This is a genomic window from Sphingomonas sp. PWP1-2, from assembly GCF_049898305.1.
Lineage (GTDB): Bacteria > Pseudomonadota > Alphaproteobacteria > Sphingomonadales > Sphingomonadaceae > Sphingomonas > Sphingomonas glacialis.
In genome coordinates this window covers 30741-49199 of record NZ_JAFCXM010000002.1, presented here as the reverse complement: position 1 = coordinate 49199, position 18459 = coordinate 30741, and the positions used below count along the sequence as shown (strand labels likewise).

Sequence of the window (18459 nt, the reverse complement as noted above, 5' to 3'; positions counted from 1 at the left end):
CGTTCGGTTGCGACGGATTACAGGTTGGCGCCGTAAATCGACGCTGGCGGCGCAATGGCTGCGTGGCCATTTGATCACAAGAAGGACGTGCGGTGGATATCAAGAGCGAGACAGAGGTGTCGCGGCGCGGCGTCCTGGTGGGCGGCGCGATGACGGCGGGGCTGGCCGCGATCCCGGCAGCGGCGGCGCCCGTCGCAGCACAACAGGAGCGCCCCATGACGATGCCCGTGACGCTCACCGTCAACGGCAAGAAGCAGACGCTCGAGGTCGATACGCGGACGACGCTGCTCGACACGCTGCGCGAGCATCTGCATCTGACCGGCACCAAGAAGGGCTGCGACCACGGCCAGTGCGGTGCGTGCACCGTGATCGTCGACGGCAAGCGCATCAATTCGTGCCTCAGCCTCGCGGTGATGCACCAGGGCGACAAGATCACGACGATCGAGGGGCTCGGCACGCCCGATCATTTGCATCCGATGCAGGCGGCGTTCGTCAAGCACGACGGCTATCAGTGCGGTTATTGCACCCCCGGGCAGATCTGCTCGGCCGTCGCGGTGCTCGCCGAAATCAAGGCCGGCACGCCGAGCCATGTCACCGCAAGCCTCACCGACGCACCGCGCGCCACCAATTCCGAGATGCGCGAGCGGATGAGCGGCAACATCTGCCGCTGCGGCGCCTATTCCAATATTCTCGACGCGATGAGCGAAGTTGCGGGGACAAACGCATGAAGCCGTTCACCTATGCGCGCGCCACATCGCCCGCCGAAGCGGCCGCTGCGGTCGCCCGCACCCCGAATGCCAAGTTCATCGCGGGCGGCACCAATTTGCTCGATCTGATGAAGCTCCAGATCGAGACCCCGGCGCATCTGATCGACGTGCAGGACCTCAAGCTCGACCGGATCGAGGAGACCAAGGACGGGGGCTTGCGCATCGGCGCGTTCGTCAGCAATTCGGATCTCGCCTCCGATGCACGCGTACGGCGCGATTACGGTGTGCTCAGCCGCGCGATCGTCGCGGGCGCAAGCGGCCAGTTGCGCAACAAGGCGACCACTGCGGGCAATCTGCTCCAGCGAACGCGCTGCCCGTATTTCTATGACACCAACCAAGCGTGCAACAAGCGCAAGCCCGGCTCGGGCTGCGCCGCGATCGGCGGGTTCAGCCGCCAGCTCGGCATCATCGGGACGAGCGACGCGTGCATCGCGACCTATCCCGGCGACATGGCGGTCGCGATGCGGCTGCTCGACGCCACGGTCGAAACGGTCCGCCCCGACGGCGCCGCGCGCGCGATCCCGATCGCCGATTTCTACACGCTGCCCGGCAGCACGCCGCATATCGAGACGGCGCTGGTGCCCGGAGAATTGATCACCGCGGTCACGCTGCCCAAGCCGATCGGCGGGACGCACATCTATCACAAGGTGCGCGACCGCGCGTCCTACGCCTTTGCGCTCGTCTCGGTCGCCGCGATCGTCCAGCGCGACGGCTCGGGCCGCGTTGCGGTCGGCGGGATCGCGCCGAAGCCATGGCGCGTCGAGGCGGCCGAAGCGGCGCTGCCGCAAGGCGCCGCGGCGGTGACGCCCAAGCTGCTCGCCGGCGCCAAGCCGACGCACGACAATGCCTTCAAGGTCACGCTGGTCGAGCGCACGCTCGCCGCGGCCCTGATCGAAGCGAAGGGCTGAACGCCATGAAGTTTGATACACCCGCCGGCCAGAACCCGATCGATCAGCTCAAGCATGTCGGCAAGCCGATCGATCGCATCGATGGCAAGTTCAAGACCACCGGCACCGCGCCCTACGCCTATGAGCGCCACGACGTCGTCGCCAATCCGGCGTACGGCTATGTCGTCGGCGCGGCGGTCGCCAAGGGGCGGATCAGCCGGATCGACATGACCGCCGCCAAGGCCGCTCCCGGCGTGCTGACGATCGTCACCGCCGAGAGCGCAGGGCCGCTCGGCAAGGGCAATTTCAACACCGCCAAACTGCTCGGCGGGCCCGAGATCGACCATTATCACCAGGCCGTCGCGCTCGTCGTCGCCGAAACGTTCGAACAGGCGCGCGCCGCCGCCGCGCTGATCGTGATCGATTACGCGCGCACCGCGGGCCGGTTCGATCTCAAGAAGGAATTGAAAGATGCGCCGCTCCACAGCGAAAAGGGCAAGCCGCCGGTTACCAAGATCGGCGATTTCGACGCGGCGTTCGGCACCGCGCCGGTCAAGCTCGACGCGACCTACACCACGCCCGATCACAGCCATGCGATGATGGAGCCGCACGCCACCACTGCGAAATGGGACGGCGACAAGGTCACGCTGTACACCTCGAACCAGATGATCGCCTGGAGCAAAGGCGACGTCGCCAAGACGCTCGGTATTCCCAAGGACAATGTCCGGCTGGTCTCGCCCTATGTCGGCGGCGGTTTCGGCGGCAAGCTGTTCATCCGCGCCGACGTGATCCTGGCAGCCCTCGGCGCGAAGGCCGCGGGACGGCCCGTCAAGGTCACGCTGACGCGCCCGATGATGTTCAACAACACGACGCACCGTCCCGCGACGATCCAGCGGATCCGCATCGGCGCCAGCGCCGATGGCAAGATCACCGCGATCGCGCACGAAAGCGGATCGGGCGATCTGCCCGGTGGTGGGCCCGAGACCGCGGTTAGCCAGACGCGGCTGCTCTATGCTGGCGCCAACCGCCTGACCTCGATGCGGCTCGCGGTGCTCGATCTGCCTGAGGGCAATGCGATGCGCGCGCCGGGCGAAGCGCCTGGGCTGATGGCGCTCGAAATCGCGATGGACGAAATGGCCGAGAAGCTCGGCTTGGATCCGGTCGCCTTCCGCGTCGCCAACGACACGCAGGTCGACCCCGAAAAGACCGAGCGCCGCTTCTCGCAGCGCCAGCTCGTCCAGTGCCTCGAGCAGGGCGCGGAGCGCTTCGGCTGGAAGCAGCGCAGCGCCAAGCCTGCGCAGCGGCGCGACGGCCAGTGGCTGGTCGGCATGGGCGTCGCGGCGGGCTTCCGCAACAGCATGGCGATGAAGTCGGCGGCGCGGGTCGCGCTCGACAAGAAGGGTATCGTCACCGTCTCGACCGACATGACCGATATCGGCACCGGCACCTACACCATCATCGCGCAGACCGCGGCGGAGATGATGGGCGTCGATGTCGACAAGGTCGTCGTCCAGCTCGGCGATTCCGACCATCCGGTCTCGGCTGGGTCGGGCGGGCAATGGGGCGCGAACAATGCGACAGCGGGCGTCTATGCCGCGTGCGTCAAATTGCGCGAGGCGATCGCGCAGAAGCTCGGCTTCAACTCGGCCGACGTCACTTTCGCCGACGGCAAGGTGCGCTCGGGCAACCGCAGCGTCGCGCTGACCGAAGCGGCGGGCGATGCCGGGCTCGTTGCCGAGGACGCCATCGAATATGGCACTTTGAGCAAGACCTATCAGCAATCGACCTTCGCCGGCCATTTCGTCGAGGCGGCGGTCCATAGCCTGACGGGCGAGGTCCGCATCCGCCGGATGCTCGCGGTCTGCGCGGCGGGGCGCATCCTCAACCCGAAATCGGCGCGCAGCCAGGTGATCGGCGCGATGACGATGGGCGCTGGCGCGGCGCTGATGGAAGATCTCGCGGTCGACACGCGCTTCGGCTTCTTCGTCAATCACGATCTCGCGGGCTACGAGGTGCCGGTCCATGCCGACATCCCGCACCAGGACGTGATCTTCCTCGACGAGGTCGATCCGACATCGTCGCCCATGAAGGCCAAGGGTGTCGGCGAGCTCGGCCTGTGCGGCGTCGGCGCGGCGATCGCCAACGCGATCTACAATGCGAGCGGGGTGCGCGTGCGCGACTATCCGGTCACGCTCGACAAGCATATCGCCCACCTGCCGCCAGTGGCATGAGACCGGGGATCGCCGGCGGCATGGCATTCGTGCCGCCGGCATCCTAAATAGTATCCCCGACCGTCGTCCGTCCCCGTTCGCCGTCCCCCATGAGTTTTCCATCTCCGATGTCGAACATCCGCCCCGACACCCCCCCGCCCCGCCCGCTCACCGACAGCTTCGGCCGCCGGATCACCTATCTGCGGTTGTCGGTGACCGACCGCTGCGATCTGCGCTGCCGCTATTGCATGAGCGAGGCGATGACCTTCCTGCCGCGCAAGGAAGTCCTGACGATCGAGGAAATGGGCGCGGTCGCCGATGCCTTCATCGCGCGTGGCGTGCGGAAAATCCGGCTGACTGGCGGCGAACCGCTGGTGCGGCGCGGCGTCGACGATCTCGCGCGCTATATCGGTCGGCATATCGCGACGGGTGCGCTCGACGAGATGACGCTCACCACCAATGCGACACGGCTGTCGCAGCATGCCGAGGCGCTGTTCGCGGCGGGCGTACGGCGCGTCAATGTCAGCCTCGACAGTCTCGATCCCGACAATTTCCGCCACATCACGCGGACGGGCAACCTTGCCGAAGTGCTCGACGGCATCGCCGCGGGCAAGGCGGCGGGATTGTCGATCAAGATCAACATGGTCGCGCTGAAGGGTGCGAACGAGAACGAGATCGAACCGATGATCCGCTGGTGCGGCACGCACGGTTTCGACCTTACGCTGATCGAGACGATGCCGCTCGGCGTGGTCGACGAGGACCGCACCGATCGCTATCTCCCGCTCGACGTCGTTCGCGAGCGGCTCGAGGCGCGCTTCACGCTGGAGCGCGACGATCATCGCACCGGCGGGCCGGCGCGCTACGTCCGCGTGCGTGAAACGGGCACGCGGCTCGGCCTGATCACCCCGCTCACCAACAATTTCTGCGAAGGCTGCAACCGCGTGCGGCTGACCGCGTCGGGGCGGCTCTACATGTGCCTCGGCCATGACGACAAGATGGACTTGAAGCAGGTGCTGCGCGAGGGCGGGCCCGCCGCGCTCGATGCGGCGATCGACGCCGCCTTGCTGACCAAGCCGCTGCGCCATGCCTTCGAGATCGTCGACCGCAACGCTGCGCCTGCGGTCGGGCGGCATATGAGCGTCACGGGGGGCTGACACGATGGCCGATAACGAGACGGCGCTCGCGGCTTTCACGGCCTGGCGTGGGGCACCGATGGCGATCGCCACGGTCATCTCGACCTGGGGATCGGCGCCGCGCCCGCGTGGCAGCCACATGCTCGTCCATGCCGACGGTCGCCTCGAAGGCTCGGTTTCGGGCGGGTGCGTCGAAGGCGACGTGCTTGCGCTTGCCGCCGATGTAATCGCGCGCGGCACCCCCGAACGCCGCCAATACGGCGTCGCCGACGGCCCGGCGTGGGAAGTCGGCTTGCCGTGCGGCGGGACGATCGAAGTGCTCGTCCAGCCGGTGTCCGACGCGGGCTTCCCGCCCGCGCTGTTCGACGCAATCGAGCATGCGCAAGGGTCCGGTCGCGGCGTGACGGTCCATACTGATCTGGCGACCGGGCGCAGCAGCCTCTCGCCGATGCCGGGCGACGGCATCTTCGCCAACACCTATGCCGCGCCGCGCCAGGTGCTGATCGTCGGTGCCGTACAGATCGCGCAGGCGCTCGCGCAGATCGCCGAGACGCTCGGCGTAAAGGCGACGGTGATCGACCCGCGCACGCGCTTTTTGACCGAGGAGCGCTTCCCCGGCGTGACGCTCGACGATCGCTGGCCCGACGAAGCCGTCGCGGCATACAATCCCGGCCCCTCGACCGCGGTGATCACGCTCAGCCACGACCCCAAGATCGACGATCCCGCGCTGATCGCGGCGCTTTCCGCCGAGACCGGCTATATCGCCGCGCTCGGCTCGCGCCGCAGCCATGCCGCGCGGCTCGAGCGATTGGCGGCGGCGGGCTTCGGCCAGGACGATCTGGACCGGATCGACGGGCCGGCCGGGATCGACATCAATGCGATCGGCGCGAGCGAAATCGCGTTGTCGGTCGCCGCCGGGATGGTCAAGGCGCTGCACGCGCGTGGGTAACATTGCCAGATTGCACGCGCGGCTCCCTACTCCGTTCGGGCTGAGCCTGTCGAAGCCCCGCTATCCGCACAAGCGCGCGGGTCCCATTGGGAGACCGGCCCTTCGACAGGCTCAGGGCGAACGGGTGAAGAGTCGCTTCATCCTCACCGCTCTGCGGGAGGCGCTGCCCGCCGCAAGTGTCGATCTTACATCAGCTTGTCGAGCGTGATCGGCAGATCGCGAACGCGCTTGCCGGTCGCGTTGAACACCGCGTTCGCCACCGCCGCGGCGACGCCGGTAATGCCGATCTCGCCAATGCCGTGCGCGCCCATCGGGGCGTGCGGATCGGCGATGTCGGTCCAGATCACGTCGATCTCGGGCACGTCCATATGGACCGGCACATGATATTCGGCGAGGCTCGGGTTCATCACGCGCCCGCTCCGCTCGTCGAACTGCGTCTCCTCCATCAGCGCCATGCCGAGCCCCATGATGATCCCGCCACGGAACTGGCTCGTCGCGGTCTTGGGATTGAGGATCTTGCCGCAATCGAACGAGCCGAGGAAGCGGCTGACGCGCACCTCGCCGGTCACCGTATTGACGCGGACCTCGGCGAACATCGCGCCGTACGAGTGCATCGACCAATGCTGCGTCTCGAGCGGGGCCGAGCCCGCGGCTTCGACGCTGACCGCGTCACGCTGCGCGCGCGACAGGATCGAGACATAGCTTTCGCACGCGCTCGGATCGTCGAGCTTGCACAGGCCACCCTCATACCCGCCGACTTCGCTCGGCTTGAGCCCGGCGAGCGGCGAATCGTTGCCCGCCAGCTTGAGCAATTCGGTGAACAGCGCGGTCTGCGCCGCGATCACCGCCGCGCCGATCGACGCGGTCTGCTGCGATCCGCCTGCCATCACCGTTCCCGGCATCTTCGAATCGCCGTACAGGAACGTGACCTTGTCCATCGGCAGCCCGAGCCGCTCGGCGAGCACCATGGTGTGCGTCGTCGCGGTCCCCATCCCCATTTCGTGCGCGGCGATCTCGACCGTGGCGTGGCCATCCTTGGTCAGCGTCAGCCGCGCAGCCCCACCGGGCATGCGATAATACGGATAGGTCGCGGTCGCGCAGCCCATCCCGACCAGCCACTCGCCCTCACGCCGCGTTCCTGGCGTGGCGTTGCGCTTGTCCCACCCAAAGCGCTCGGCGCCGCTGCGATACGCCGCGACGATGTTGCGCGACGAGAAGGGCGTGCCCGTCGTCGGGTTGGTCTCGGGCTCGTTCGTCTCGCGCAGCGCGATCGGATCGACGCCGAGTTGGGCCGCCAGTTCGTCGACCGCGCTCTCGAGCGCGAAGGTCCCGACCGATTCGCCCGGCGCGCGCATGAAGGTGTTGGCGAGCATGTCGAGCTCGACCGCTTTGACGTTGAGGAGAAAGCTCCCGGCGGCATAGGCCGAGCGCGTCGGCAGGATGAACGGCTCGGGCATATTGTTGTGCGACGTCATCGCGACGACGCCGGTGTGGATCAGCGCATCGAAATGCCCATCGGCCTGCGCGCCGATCGCGACGCGCTGCTCGGTCAGCGTGCGTCCGCCGACCATCCGGTAGACGCCTTCGCGCGACAGCATGATCCGCACCGGCCGCCCGGCAAGCTTGGCAGCGGCGGCTGCCAGGATCTGGTGGTTCCACAGCGTCTTGCTGCCGAACCCGCCGCCGACATAGGGCGAGGTCACGTGGACCTGCGCCTCGTCGATGCCGAACACCTGCGCGAGCGTCCAGGCGACGTGCGCGACGCATTGCGACGCGTCGTGGAGGATGAGTTCGTCGCCCTGCCAGACCAACGTCGCGCCGTGGAGTTCGATTGGGTTATGGTTGTGGCGCGGCGTGCGATAGGTCTGATCGACGCTGTGCGGCGCCGCGGCGAGCGCGGTCTCGGCATCGCCGATCTCGAGCAGCATCGGCGCGCCCATGAACGCCGCGTTCTTGCGATCGGCCTTGGCGTCCTCGAACCGCGTCATCGCGATCTCGGTCTCATACGTGACCGCGATCAGCGACGCGGCATGATCGGCCTGCTCCTGCGTTTGCGCGAGCACCACCGCGACCGGTTCGCCATTCCAATGGATGCGGTCATCCTGCATCACGGGCAACCTGTCACCACCGACCGCCTTCGGCGCGGACATCATCACCGGCGTCGGGTTGAGCCGCGGCGCGTTCTCGTAGGTCATGATCAGGACGACGCCGGGCAGCGCCTCGGCCGCCGCAACGTCGATGGCGGCGATCCGCCCCTTGGGGATCGTGCTGTAGGCGAGCGCGGCGTAGACCAGGTCCTCGAGCGGGAATTCAGCGGCGAAACGCGCCGCGCCCGTGACCTTCAACGGCCCGTCGAGCCGCGACACCTGCGTGCCGACGAGCCCGTGCTTGTGCGCGATCAGCGAATCGGGAACGCCGCCCGGCACCCAGCTGTCGGGCGCGAGCTCGACTGCTTTCTTCATCACCGCCTGCATCGCGCCCTGCGCGAGCTGTGTGGCGTTTTCGATGATGCTCATGCCTGCTCTCCGCTCAGTTCGGCGAGGGTCGCGACGATCGCGCGCTTGGTCAGTTCGATCTTGAAGCCGTTGTCGCGAAGACCCGCGGCGTCGGCCAGTTCCAGTTCGGCGGCCGCGCGGACGTTGACCTCGCTCGGTGCCTGACCGCGCAATGCGGCTTCGGCCTTGAAGGCACGCCACGGCTTATGCGCAACGCCGCCGAGCGCGATGCGCACGTCCTTGATCGCGCCGTTTTCGAGCTCGAGCGCCGCGGCGACCGAGATCAACGCAAAGGCATAGCTCGCCCGGTCGCGGACCTTGCGATAGGTCGAGTGCGCCGCGAATGGGAGTGCGGGCAGCGCGACCGACACGATCAGCTCACCCGGCTGAAGTTCGGTATCGCGCTCGGGCGTGCTGCCCGGCAAGCGATGCAAATCAACCAGTGCGATGGTCCGCTCGCCGCCCGGCCCCGCCACGCGCACCTGCGCATCGAGGGCCGCCAGCGCAACGCACATGTCCGAGGGATGCGTCGCGACGCACGAGGGCGACGCGCCGAGGATCGCGTGGATCCGGTTGAACCCTCCGATCGCATCGCACCCCGCGCCGGGCACGCGCTTGTTGCAGCGCGCGGCGTCATCGTAGAAATAGCCGCAGCGCGTGCGCTGGAGGAGGTTACCGCCAACGGTCGCAACGTTGCGGATCTGCGCGCTCGCCCCCGCCAGGATCGCGCGCGACAGCATCGGATAGTGCGCGCGGATCGTGCGGTCGGCCGCGAGTGCGGTGTTGGTCACCCCCGCGCCGATCACCACGCCGCCATCGGCGCCAACGGTGATCTCACGCGACAGGCCGGTCACGTCGACCAGCGCCGCCGGCCGCTCGATCGTCTCGCGCATCAGATCGACCAGGTTGGTCCCGCCGCCGAGATATTTCGCGTCTGGCGTAGCACCCGCAAGCGCGATCGCGCCGGGAACGTCGTCAGCGCGGGCATAGCTGAACGGCGTCATGCCACTTCCTCCTGCCGCGCGGGCGCCGAGGCATAGGTCTCCGCAATCGCCGCGACGATGCCGTTATAGGCGCCGCAGCGGCACAGATTGCCGCTCATCCGCTCGCGCAGCTCGTCATGGTCAAGCGCGATCGTCGCGGCGGTGAGGTCGCCCGTGACATGGCTTGGGATACCGCGCGCGATCTCGTCGGCCATCGCCACCGCCGAGCACAGCTGGCCTGGCGTGCAATAGCCGCACTGGAACCCGTCATGCTCGATGAACGCGCGCTGGAGCGGGTGCAGCCCCTCGGCGTCGGCCAGCCCCTCGACCGTGGTGATCGCACGGCCCTGATACTGCACCGCGAGCGCGAGGCAGGAATTGATTCGCTCGCCATCGACCAGCACGGTGCACGCACCGCACGCGCCCTGGTTGCAGCCCTTCTTGCTGCCCATCAGGCCGAGATTTTCGCGGAGCAGATCGAGCAGCGAGGTGCGGAGGTCGACCTCGACCTCGACGGGCCGGTCGTTGATCGTGAATTGCATTCAGCACCTCGCCTCAGGATCCAGGCCGCGGCATTTCCGCGCTCGCCCGGCCGATGGTGAGTCGCCTGATCGCGGCGAGTCATCGGCACCGCTGCTTTACGGCAGAAGACCAGCGTCCGTCACGCGATCTTGCCGCGCACGCGCCAGATCAGCGCTTATTTCGGCGCGCGTGAAGCCCACGCTGCCGCAGCGGCGTCATCGGCAGCACGCGGCTCGACCCAATGCGCTGCGCCGTCACCCTGCCATTCCTTTTTCCAGAACGGCGCGGCGGTCTTCGCCCAGTCGATCAGGAAGGCACACGCCTCCATCGCCGCGCCGCGATGGCGCGAGGCGGTACCGACCAGCACGATCCGCGCACCGACCGGCAGCCGCCCGTAGCGGTGGATCATCGTCACGCCGAGCAACGGCCAGCGCTCGGTCGCGGTCTGCGCGATCGCGCGGAGCGCCTGCTCGGCCATCGCGGGGTAGGTTTCCAGTTCGAGCGCGACGGTGTCGGCGGCGTCAGCGCGGACGATGCCGGTGAAACTCGCCACCGCGCCGCCTCCGAGCGTCTCGAGCCGCTCGAGTTCGGTCGCGGGGACGAAATCCGCCTGCTGGACGCCGATCAGGATGCTCATCCGCCCGTCACCGGCGGGAAGATCGCGACTTCGCGCGCGTCGCCGATCGGCGTCGACAGCGGCGCGAAGGTCTGGTCGATCGCGCAGCGCAGGCGCTCGGTGGTGGCGAACACGCCATAGCCCTCGCCCCGCGCTGCCAGCCAGGCGAGCAAATCGTCGACCGTTGCGACCCCAGTCGGCAGCTCGACGGCCTCGCCATCACGGCCGACCGCTTCGCGCACCCAGGAAAAATAGAGCAGATCGAGTTTCATGCCACGTCACCATCAGCGCCGAACCGACTATCGCGGCGCGTGTTTCTGGGTCGTCACGTAAGACCGAAGCCAGCGTCATGCCACCTCCCTTCGCGCGAAAACGCACCGACCGACAAATTGGCTTCCGCTCGCTATATTCGACGGTATACAGCGTTTCGCGGTGAGCCAAACGCGGCGCGTAAGGGGTTTTGCGAATGCGAGTGTCGATCATGGCCGCCACCATTTCGGCGGCGGCCCTGTGCAGTGCCACGCCGACCATCGCATCGGCCAAGGATGCGCCGCCCGCTGTCCCCGCCCTGGGCAACAGCGCGGAGGGCACGGCCGACATCACCGTCACCGCGCGCCGCCGCAGCGAGGATCTCGAAAAGGTCCCGCTCGCGATTTCGGTGGTGGGCGGCACGCTGCTCGAACGGTCGTACACCGTCAACACCAACCAGCTCAGCCTGCTGGTCCCCGCGCTCAACTACAGCTCGGCCAATCCGCGCAACACCGCCTTCACCATCCGCGGGCTCGGCAGCAGCGTCGTCGCGGTGAGCCAGGCGAATGACGGGCTCGAGCCCGGCGTCGGCTTCTATGTCGACCAAGTCTATCACGCCCGCCCCGCCACCGCCGCGTTCGACTTTTCCGACATCGCGCAGATCGAAGTGCTGCGCGGGCCGCAAGGTACGCTGTTCGGCAAGAATACCACGGCGGGCGCGATCAGCATCACCAGCAAGGCGCCGACCTTCAGCCCCGAGGCGAGCGAGGCGCTCTCGGTCGGCAGCTATAATTTCGTCCAGGCCAAGGCGTCCGCCTCGGGCCCGCTGATCGGCGATACGCTCGCCTTCCGCATCGCGGGGCTGACGACGCGACGCGACGGCGTGATTAACAATGTCCGCACCGGCGCCAAGCAAAACGGCATCGGCAACCAGGCGGTGCGCGGGCAGTTGCTGTTCAAGCCGACGAGCGATTTCCAGCTCCGCCTCACCGCCGACTTCACCAATTTCGAGAGCGAATGCTGCACCCAGGTCTATCTGCGCGTCGGCCAGAGCCTGCGCGCCGCGACGCGGCAATATGCCGGGCCGACCGGGCTCGCCGCGCAATTCGGCTATGCACCACCGAGCACCAACCCGTACGACCGCAAGACCGACATCGACGCGCCGCTCGGGGTCAACACCAACGAGGGCGGCGTCTCGGCGATCGCCGACTGGAACCTCGGGCGGATCGGCACGCTCACCTCGGTCAGCGCGTGGCGCTTCTGGAACTGGGATGCGGCGAACGACCGGGATTATACCGGCATCCCGGTCCAGATCACGCAGCACATCCCCTCGCGCCAGGACCAGTTCAGCCAGGAACTGCGGCTCGCCTCGAACGGCGAGCACCGCCTGGGCTATGTCGCCGGCCTGTACTTCTTTGACCAGAAGATCACCGGCGAGCCGATCAGCATCTACGGCCCCGCCGCGGCGCGCTATCTGATCGGCACGACCACCGGAACCGGCGCGGCGGCGGTCGCGGTGCCGGCAAACCTGCTCGACGGCTATGGCACCGATGGCAACACCCGGCTCAAGGAAGACAGCTATGCCGCCTTCGCCGAACTCAACTACAAGCTCCTGCCGCGCCTGACGCTGACCGGGGGCTTGCGCTACACCTATGAGGTCAAGGACGGCAGCTACAGCGCCTATACCTTCGGCGGACCGACCGTCACCAACGCGGCGCTGCTCGCGGCACAGCTCGGCGTGCTGCGCGGGCAGAGCTATTCGGGCCACGACACGGAAAGCAACCTGTCGGGCCGCGCGAACCTCGCCTGGCAGGCGACCGATCAAGTGCTGGCGTACGCAAGCTATGCGCGCGGCTTCAAATCGGGCGGGATCAACCTGTCGGGACTGCCGCTCGACATCGCCAACCAACCGGTGCTGACCACCGCCGTCATCCGGCCCGAGCTCAACACAACCTATGAGGCCGGGCTCAAAGCGGCGCTGTTCGACCGGCGGCTGACCTTCAATCTTGCGGGCTTCACCACCGCCGTGCGCGATTTCCAGGCGACGATCGTCGACAGCGCGCAGACGGTAGCGCTGCGCGGCTATCTCTCGAACATCCCCAAGGTCACGGTGAAGGGCGTCGAGGCCGACGTCACCGCCACGCTCACGCCCCGCTTCCAGCTCCGCGGTAACCTCGCCTATGCGCATGGCGAATACTCGCGCTACCCCGCCGGCCCCTGCCCGCTCGAACTCCAGACCGCCGCGACGGCCGCCTGCAACCTGACAGGGCGGCCGCTCGCCGGGCTGCCGAAATGGTCCGAGACGATCGGCGGCGACTATACGCTGCCGGTGGGGACGCTGGCGGTCATCCTCCATGCCGATTCGAGCTGGCGGACCAGCTATTATGGCGACCCGAGCCTGTCGAGATACACGCTGATCGACGGCTACACCGTCACCAATGCGAGCCTGGGCGTGCGGACCCGCAGCGGCCTCGAAGTCGCGGTGTTCGTCCGCAACGTGTTCAACGCCGACTACATCCAGAACCTGACGATCCAGGCGGGCAATTCAGGGCTGATCCTCGGCACGCCGAGCGACCCGCGCGTGATCGGCGTGACGCTGCGCGCGCACCAATAAAGCGCTCAGGTCAACGGATAGACGCGGCGGCGCTCGCCGTCGGGCGTCGTGTCGGCGACCACCCAGCAATTCGCTTCGATCAGCGGGCGCAACGTGTGCGATCGCTGATCGGCGAGGATCCGGATCGCTCCAGCGGCATCGCGCGATGCCTTGAGGAACAGCGTCGTGTCGGGTCGCGCATCGGTGTCGATCTCGACCGTTTCGCCGCGTTCGGGCGGAAGTCCGCTCATCACGCGGAGCGCCGCGCCGAAGAAAAAGCGCGCGCCGAGCAACGCCGCGACCGGGTTGCCCGGCAAGCCGAAGAACAGCGTGCCATTCGGCAACGTCGCGAACAGCAAGGGCTTGCCCGGCCGCATCCGCACCCCGTGAAAATGCACCTGCGCGCCGAGCTGCGCCAGCGCTCGGCCGAGATGGTCATGGTCGCCGCCCGACGCGCCGCCCGTCGTCACGACGATCGCGCTGTCCGACGCGGCCGCGATCGCGCGCTCGAGTTGCCCGGCATCGTCGCTGACCGGCGCGGCGCGCAGCGGTTCGATTCCCTGCTCGCGCAGCAGCGCCGTAAGCATCACGCTGTTGGCGTCGAAGATCGCGGCGGGCCGCGCGACGCTCGGCGGCACGAGCAGTTCGTCCCCGGTCGGCAGCAGCGTGATCGAGGGCCGCCGCGCGACGTCCAGCGCCGCGACCCCATAGCAAGCAAGCGCCCCGATGATTTCGGGCGTCACCCGCGTTCCCGGCGACAGCACGCGCGCACCGGCGGCCGCATCCTCGCCGCGACGCCGCACGTTCCGCCCCTGCAGCAGCGGGCGATCGAGGACGAGTGCGCCCTGCTCGATTCGCGCCTCCTCGTGCGGCAGAACGTAATCGCACCCGGCCGGGACCGGCGCGCCGGTGCTGATCCGGCACGCGGTGCGCGGCGCGTGCGCGGTCGGATTGATGCCCGCGCGGACCGATCCCGCGATCGGCAAATGCGCTGGCTGCTCGGGCGTGGCACCCACCGTATCGGCCGCGGCGAACGCGAAGCCGTCCATCGCGGCGGCATCGAAGCGTGGATAGTCGCTCGCCGCGATCCCTTCGCCCGCCGTCACGCGGTGCAGCGCATCGAGCAGGCCGACCGTCTCGACGCCGAGCGATGCCGACTGTTCGCGAATGATGGCGAGCGCGGCGTCGAAACTCGGCCGCTCGGCGCGTGGTGCGTCGCTCATTCGGCCCGGTCCGCGAGCCGCGCGAGATCGGCGACGCGATTGACGTTGGGCAGATCGCGCCCCGCATCGATCGCCACCGCGCCGACACGCGATGCCCAACGATAGACGGCGCGATCTTCGCTCTGCGTCAGACGGTGCGAGAGGGGTTCGGTCAGCGCGACGGGCCAATAGCCGATGATCGGCGCCTGCCGCAAAAACCGCGCTTCGCCGCCCGCCATCAACCGCTCGACAAGTGCGCTCGGAAGATACGGCGTATCGCACCCGATCGACAGCACCGCGTCATGCCCGTGCGCTTCGGCGTGCCGCAACGCGGCGCACAAGCCGCCAAGCGGCCCGAGATCCGGCGCCGGCCAATCGGGAATCGCGGCAAGCCCGTCTGGCCCCGTCGTCCGCCCGCAGACGATCACCGTATCGGTCGCCGCCCGCAACGCCGCCGCCGCATGCGCGGTCAGCGTCTGCCCGTCGAGCAGCGCGAGCGCCTTGTCGCTCCCGAACCGCGTCGCCTGACCACCCGCGAGGATCGCACCGAGCAGCGTCATGCCGCGCCGTGCGCCGCCAGCACCGCATCGCTGCGCGCCAGCATCACCACGCGCAAGCCGCACGACGCCGCACGCCGCAACGCAAGGTCGGTCGCCGCCGAGATCGTCACGAGGAGCGGGCAATTCGCCAATGCCGCTTTCTCGACCAGTTCGTACGAGCAGCGCGACGAGAGCAAGGCAAACCCGCCATCCCAGCCGCGACGCTCGCGCGCCATCGCGCCGATCAGTTTGTCGAAGGCATTGTGTCGCCCGACATCCTCGCGGACGAGCAGCACGTCGCCCTCTGCCGAGCACAACGCCGCGGCATGGACCGCGCCTGTCGCGCGGTTGAGCGGCTGGAGCGGGCGAAGCGCGTTCAAGCCGCGGAACAGCGCGGCGCTGTCGGCACGGCTCTGCGCCGTCACGGCGGGCAACGGGCGCAGCGCCTGTTCGAGATTTTCTATCCCGCACATCCCGCACGACGATTCGGACACGCGGTGCCGCACGCGTTCGAGCAGATTGGGTCCGCACTCGGGCGCGAGCGCGACGCGCACGATGTCGCCGTCGGCGCGCGAATGCACGTCGATCCCGAGCACTGCCTCGACGCCAGGAATGAGCCGCTCGCTCAAGGCGAAGCCCGTCGCGAAATCGGCGAGATCGGTCGGCGTCGCCATCATCACGGCATAGCCGACCCCGCTGAACTCGAGTGCGATCGGCCGCTCGACCGCGACCGCGCGCCGGATTTCGCTGTGCGTGCCGTCGGCGCGGATCTGCGCAAACGTCTGATCGAGGGAGGCATCCGTCATCGCATTCCCCTAGCCGATCCATCGGCATCGCCAAATGCGCAATCGCGCGCAAGCGATGCGCAAATCGTACGCTTTTGTGGGTGAACCAATCGGTTGCGGTATCGTTCAGCGAAAAGGTCCGCTCTGTCGTGCGGGCGAAATGCGGGAACGGTCATGGTCAAGCAGAAGTCGGACGCCCCTGAAATCGAGCCGTTCGAAGGGCCCGCCGGAGGCTGGGGTTCGGTCCGTTCGCTCGCCGAGATCCTGCCGCGCGAACGCGTCGGTCCCGAGGCGCTGCGCGAACTCGTCCGCCAGAACAAGCCCGACGGCTTCCAGTGCGTCAGCTGCGCCTGGCCGAAGCCCAAGCATCTCCACCCCGTCGAATTCTGCGAGGAAGGCGCCAAGGCGACCGCGTGGGAGCTGACCAGCTACCGCACCACGCCCGATTTCTTCCAGCAGCACACGCTGAGCGAATTGCGCGACTGGAAGGATTACGACCTCGAGCAGAACGGCCGCCTGACGCATCCGCTGCGCTACGATGCCGCGACCGACAAATATGTCGCGTGCAGCTGGGACGAGGCGTTTGCCGAGATCGGCGCGACGCTCAAGCCGATGGATCCAAAGTCGGTGGTCTTCTATTCGTCGGGCCGCACCAGCCTCGAGGCGTCGTACATGTACGGCCTGATGGCGCGGATGTACGGCAACCAGAACCTGCCCGACAGCTCGAACATGTGCCACGAATCGACCTCGGTCGGGCTCAAGGCGGCGATCGGCGTTCCCGTCGGCACGACGCGGCTCGAGGATTTCGAGACATGCGACATGATCCTGTTCTTCGGGCAGAATGTCGGCTCGAACGCGCCGCGGATGCTGCATGACCTGCGCAGCTGCCGCAAGCGCGGGGTCGAGATCGTCACCTTCAACCCCTTGAAGGAACGCGGGCTCGAGCGCTTCACCGATCCGCAGAACCCGATCGAGATGGCGACGCTCGGCGAGACCAACATCTCGACGCAATATCATCAGGTAAAAGCGGGTGGCGATCTCGCGGCGATGATGGGGATCGCGAAGTTTCTCGTCGAATGGCACGATGCAGCGCTCGCCGCGGGCAAGCCGCCCGTCCTCGATACCGCCTTCATCGCCGAGCACACGCATGGCTTCGACGCCTTCGTCGCGTCGGTGCGTGCCGCCGACTGGGATGCGATCGTCCATGAATCGGGCCTGCCCAAGGCCGAACTCGAAGAATCGGCGCGGCTCTACGCCAAGGCGAAGGCAGTGCTCGCGATCTACGGCATGGGTCTGACGCAGCACGTCAAGGGCGTCGAAAATGTCCGCATGGTCGTCAATTTGCTGCTGATGCGCGGCAATATCGGCAAGCCCGGCGCCGGACCGACCCCGGTGCGCGGCCATTCTAACGTCCAGGGACAGCGCACCGTCGGCATCACCGAGAAGACCGAGCTCGTGCCGGTCGAGCAGATCGAGAAGCAATACGGCTTCACCGCGCCGCGCGAGAAGGGGCTCAACACCGTCGAGGCATGCCGCGGCGTGATCGATGGGTCGGTCAAGGCGTTCGTCGCGCTCGGCGGCAATTTCCTGCGCGCGGTGCCCGAGACCGAGCCGATGGAAGCCGCCTGGACCAAGCTAGACGTGTCGGTCCAGATCGCGACCAAGCTCAACCGCAACCATCTCTTCCCGGGCAAGGTGACCTATCTCCTCCCCTGCCTCGGCCGGATCGAGAGCGATGTGCAGGCAAGCGGCCCGCAAGTCGTGACGGTCGAGGATTCGACGAGCTGCATCCACGCCTCGCGCGGCAAGGCGCATCCGGCGAGCGAGCATCTGCTGTCCGAACCCGCGATCGTCGGTGCGCTCGCCAAGCAGCTCCTGCCCCCCAATCCCAAGGTCGACTGGGACGCCTGGGTGGGCAATTATGCGCTGATCCGCGACGCGATCGAGGAAACCTATCCAAAAATCTTCCCTGATTTCAACAACAAGCTGTTCAGGCCCGGCGGCTATTGGAAGGGGAACAAGGCGTCCGAGCGGATCTGGCTGACGGAGAGCGGCAAGGCCGAATTCCTCGCGCCGAGCGGGCTGTGCGCCACCGGGTTCGACGACGCCGAGGGTCGCTTCCGGCTGATGACGCTGCGCTCGAACGACCAGTTCAACACGACGATCTACGGCTATCACGATCGCTTCCGCGGCGTGAAGGGGACGCGCGACGTGCTCTTCATCCACGCCGCCGACATGGCGGATGCCGGACTCTCGGAGGGGCAACTCGTCGCGCTCGAAAGCGATGCGGGCGACGGCATCGCGCGCCGCCGCGACGGGTTGATCGTAACGCCGTACGATATCCCGCGCGGTTGCCTCGGCGCCTATTATCCCGAGTGCAACGTGCTGATGCCGGTCGAGCATTATGCCGAGGAAAGCTTCGTGCCGGCAGCGAAATCGGTGCCCGTCAGGATTGTCGCCGACTAACCCTACGCCGTCACCCCGGCCTTGTGCCGGGGTCCACCGCGACCCGAGTGTGCCGCCGAAGCG

Annotated in this window: 15 protein-coding genes; 7 read left to right on the top strand and 8 right to left on the bottom strand. The window is 67.6% G+C overall.

Features of this window, described 5'->3' with window-relative positions; translation table 11 throughout:
• Positions 1–92: 92 nt before the first annotated feature.
• The 5 genes from paoA (at position 93) to ACP7C5_RS05035 (ending at position 5946) form a co-directional block, all read left to right on the top strand.
• Positions 93–728 carry an aldehyde dehydrogenase iron-sulfur subunit PaoA gene (paoA, locus tag ACP7C5_RS05055; RefSeq protein WP_426263421.1) on the top strand — a complete coding sequence of 212 codons (636 nt, stop codon included), beginning with the start codon at positions 93–95 and terminating at the stop codon, positions 726–728.
• A complete protein-coding gene (locus ACP7C5_RS05050) occupies positions 725–1675 on the top strand; it encodes an FAD binding domain-containing protein (RefSeq protein WP_133188929.1) in 951 nt (316 codons plus the stop codon). Before paoA ends, ACP7C5_RS05050 begins: the two co-directional genes overlap by 4 nt.
• A 5-nt stretch (positions 1676–1680) precedes the next feature.
• Positions 1681–3885 (top strand): aldehyde oxidoreductase molybdenum-binding subunit PaoC, encoded by a 2205-nt coding sequence (gene paoC, locus ACP7C5_RS05045; protein WP_426263420.1) that lies wholly within the window; start codon positions 1681–1683, stop codon positions 3883–3885.
• Between the two features lie 89 nt (positions 3886–3974).
• Complete coding sequence (gene moaA, locus ACP7C5_RS05040) at positions 3975–5018, top strand: GTP 3',8-cyclase MoaA (RefSeq protein ID WP_426263419.1); 1044 nt, start codon at positions 3975–3977, stop codon at positions 5016–5018.
• Positions 5019–5022: 4 nt separating this feature from the next.
• The gene (locus ACP7C5_RS05035) at positions 5023–5946 is read left to right on the top strand and encodes an XdhC family protein (RefSeq protein WP_426263418.1); all 924 of its coding nucleotides are present in this window, start codon (positions 5023–5025) and stop codon (positions 5944–5946) included.
• Between the two features lie 185 nt (positions 5947–6131).
• On the opposite strand, the gene ACP7C5_RS05030 is transcribed toward ACP7C5_RS05035, so the two are convergent.
• From ACP7C5_RS05030 to moaD, 5 genes are all read right to left on the bottom strand, one after another.
• Positions 6132–8462, bottom strand: coding sequence for a xanthine dehydrogenase family protein molybdopterin-binding subunit (locus ACP7C5_RS05030; protein WP_426263417.1), 2331 nt, complete (start codon positions 8460–8462; stop codon positions 6132–6134).
• Positions 8459–9445: an FAD binding domain-containing protein gene (locus ACP7C5_RS05025; RefSeq protein WP_426263416.1), complete on the bottom strand. Its 987-nt coding sequence runs from the start codon at positions 9443–9445 to the stop codon at positions 8459–8461. The genes ACP7C5_RS05030 and ACP7C5_RS05025 overlap by 4 nt, the downstream gene beginning before the upstream one ends.
• On the bottom strand, positions 9442–9966 hold the full coding sequence (locus ACP7C5_RS05020; protein WP_426263415.1) for a 2Fe-2S iron-sulfur cluster-binding protein: 525 nt from the start codon (positions 9964–9966) through the stop codon (positions 9442–9444). Before ACP7C5_RS05020 ends, ACP7C5_RS05025 begins: the two co-directional genes overlap by 4 nt.
• 155 nt (positions 9967–10121) lie before the next feature.
• Positions 10122–10583, bottom strand: coding sequence for a molybdenum cofactor biosynthesis protein MoaE (locus ACP7C5_RS05015; protein WP_426263414.1), 462 nt, complete (start codon positions 10581–10583; stop codon positions 10122–10124).
• Complete coding sequence (moaD, locus tag ACP7C5_RS05010) at positions 10580–10834, bottom strand: molybdopterin converting factor subunit 1 (protein ID WP_426263413.1); 255 nt, start codon at positions 10832–10834, stop codon at positions 10580–10582. The genes ACP7C5_RS05015 and moaD overlap by 4 nt, the downstream gene beginning before the upstream one ends.
• Positions 10835–11028: 194 nt before the next feature.
• On the opposite strand from moaD, the gene ACP7C5_RS05005 reads away from it, so the two are divergent.
• The gene (locus ACP7C5_RS05005; protein WP_426263412.1) at positions 11029–13425 is read left to right on the top strand and encodes a TonB-dependent receptor; all 2397 of its coding nucleotides are present in this window, start codon (positions 11029–11031) and stop codon (positions 13423–13425) included.
• Positions 13426–13430: 5 nt separating this feature from the next.
• Here ACP7C5_RS05005 and ACP7C5_RS05000 read toward each other — a convergent pair whose 3' ends face one another.
• The 3 genes from ACP7C5_RS05000 to fdhD are packed head-to-tail and all read right to left on the bottom strand — an operon-like array spanning position 13431 to position 15951.
• Positions 13431–14627 carry a molybdopterin molybdotransferase MoeA gene (locus ACP7C5_RS05000; RefSeq protein ID WP_426263411.1) on the bottom strand — a complete coding sequence of 399 codons (1197 nt, stop codon included), beginning with the start codon at positions 14625–14627 and terminating at the stop codon, positions 13431–13433.
• On the bottom strand, positions 14624–15166 hold the full coding sequence (locus ACP7C5_RS04995; protein ID WP_426263410.1) for a molybdenum cofactor guanylyltransferase: 543 nt from the start codon (positions 15164–15166) through the stop codon (positions 14624–14626). The genes ACP7C5_RS05000 and ACP7C5_RS04995 overlap by 4 nt, the downstream gene beginning before the upstream one ends.
• Entirely contained in the window at positions 15163–15951 is a 789-nt protein-coding gene (gene fdhD, locus ACP7C5_RS04990) for a formate dehydrogenase accessory sulfurtransferase FdhD (protein ID WP_426263409.1), read from the bottom strand. The genes ACP7C5_RS04995 and fdhD overlap by 4 nt, the downstream gene beginning before the upstream one ends.
• A 153-nt stretch (positions 15952–16104) precedes the next feature.
• Between fdhD and ACP7C5_RS04985 the strand changes: the two genes are divergently transcribed.
• Positions 16105–18396 (top strand): FdhF/YdeP family oxidoreductase, encoded by a 2292-nt coding sequence (locus ACP7C5_RS04985; protein WP_426263408.1) that lies wholly within the window; start codon positions 16105–16107, stop codon positions 18394–18396.
• The last annotated feature ends 63 nt before the right edge of the window (positions 18397–18459 follow it).

Excerpts from the sequence above, each read along its gene's own strand:
- ACP7C5_RS05050 (WP_133188929.1), top strand. The coding sequence starts at position 725 with ATGAAGCCGTTCACCTATGCGCGCGCCACATCGCCCGCCGAAGCGGCC.
- paoC (WP_426263420.1), top strand. The coding sequence starts at position 1,681 with ATGAAGTTTGATACACCCGCCGGCCAGAACCCGATCGATCAGCTCAAG.
- moaA (WP_426263419.1), top strand. The coding sequence starts at position 3,975 with ATGAGTTTTCCATCTCCGATGTCGAACATCCGCCCCGACACCCCCCCG.
- ACP7C5_RS05035 (WP_426263418.1), top strand. The coding sequence starts at position 5,023 with ATGGCCGATAACGAGACGGCGCTCGCGGCTTTCACGGCCTGGCGTGGG.
- ACP7C5_RS05030 (WP_426263417.1), bottom strand. The coding sequence starts at position 8,462 with ATGAGCATCATCGAAAACGCCACACAGCTCGCGCAGGGCGCGATGCAG.
- ACP7C5_RS05025 (WP_426263416.1), bottom strand. The coding sequence starts at position 9,445 with ATGACGCCGTTCAGCTATGCCCGCGCTGACGACGTTCCCGGCGCGATC.
- ACP7C5_RS05020 (WP_426263415.1), bottom strand. The coding sequence starts at position 9,966 with ATGCAATTCACGATCAACGACCGGCCCGTCGAGGTCGAGGTCGACCTC.
- ACP7C5_RS05015 (WP_426263414.1), bottom strand. The coding sequence starts at position 10,583 with ATGAGCATCCTGATCGGCGTCCAGCAGGCGGATTTCGTCCCCGCGACC.
- moaD (WP_426263413.1), bottom strand. The coding sequence starts at position 10,834 with ATGAAACTCGATCTGCTCTATTTTTCCTGGGTGCGCGAAGCGGTCGGC.
- ACP7C5_RS05005 (WP_426263412.1), top strand. The coding sequence starts at position 11,029 with ATGCGAGTGTCGATCATGGCCGCCACCATTTCGGCGGCGGCCCTGTGC.
- ACP7C5_RS05000 (WP_426263411.1), bottom strand. The coding sequence starts at position 14,627 with ATGAGCGACGCACCACGCGCCGAGCGGCCGAGTTTCGACGCCGCGCTC.
- ACP7C5_RS04995 (WP_426263410.1), bottom strand. The coding sequence starts at position 15,166 with ATGACGCTGCTCGGTGCGATCCTCGCGGGTGGTCAGGCGACGCGGTTC.
- fdhD (WP_426263409.1), bottom strand. The coding sequence starts at position 15,951 with ATGACGGATGCCTCCCTCGATCAGACGTTTGCGCAGATCCGCGCCGAC.
- ACP7C5_RS04985 (WP_426263408.1), top strand. The coding sequence starts at position 16,105 with ATGGTCAAGCAGAAGTCGGACGCCCCTGAAATCGAGCCGTTCGAAGGG.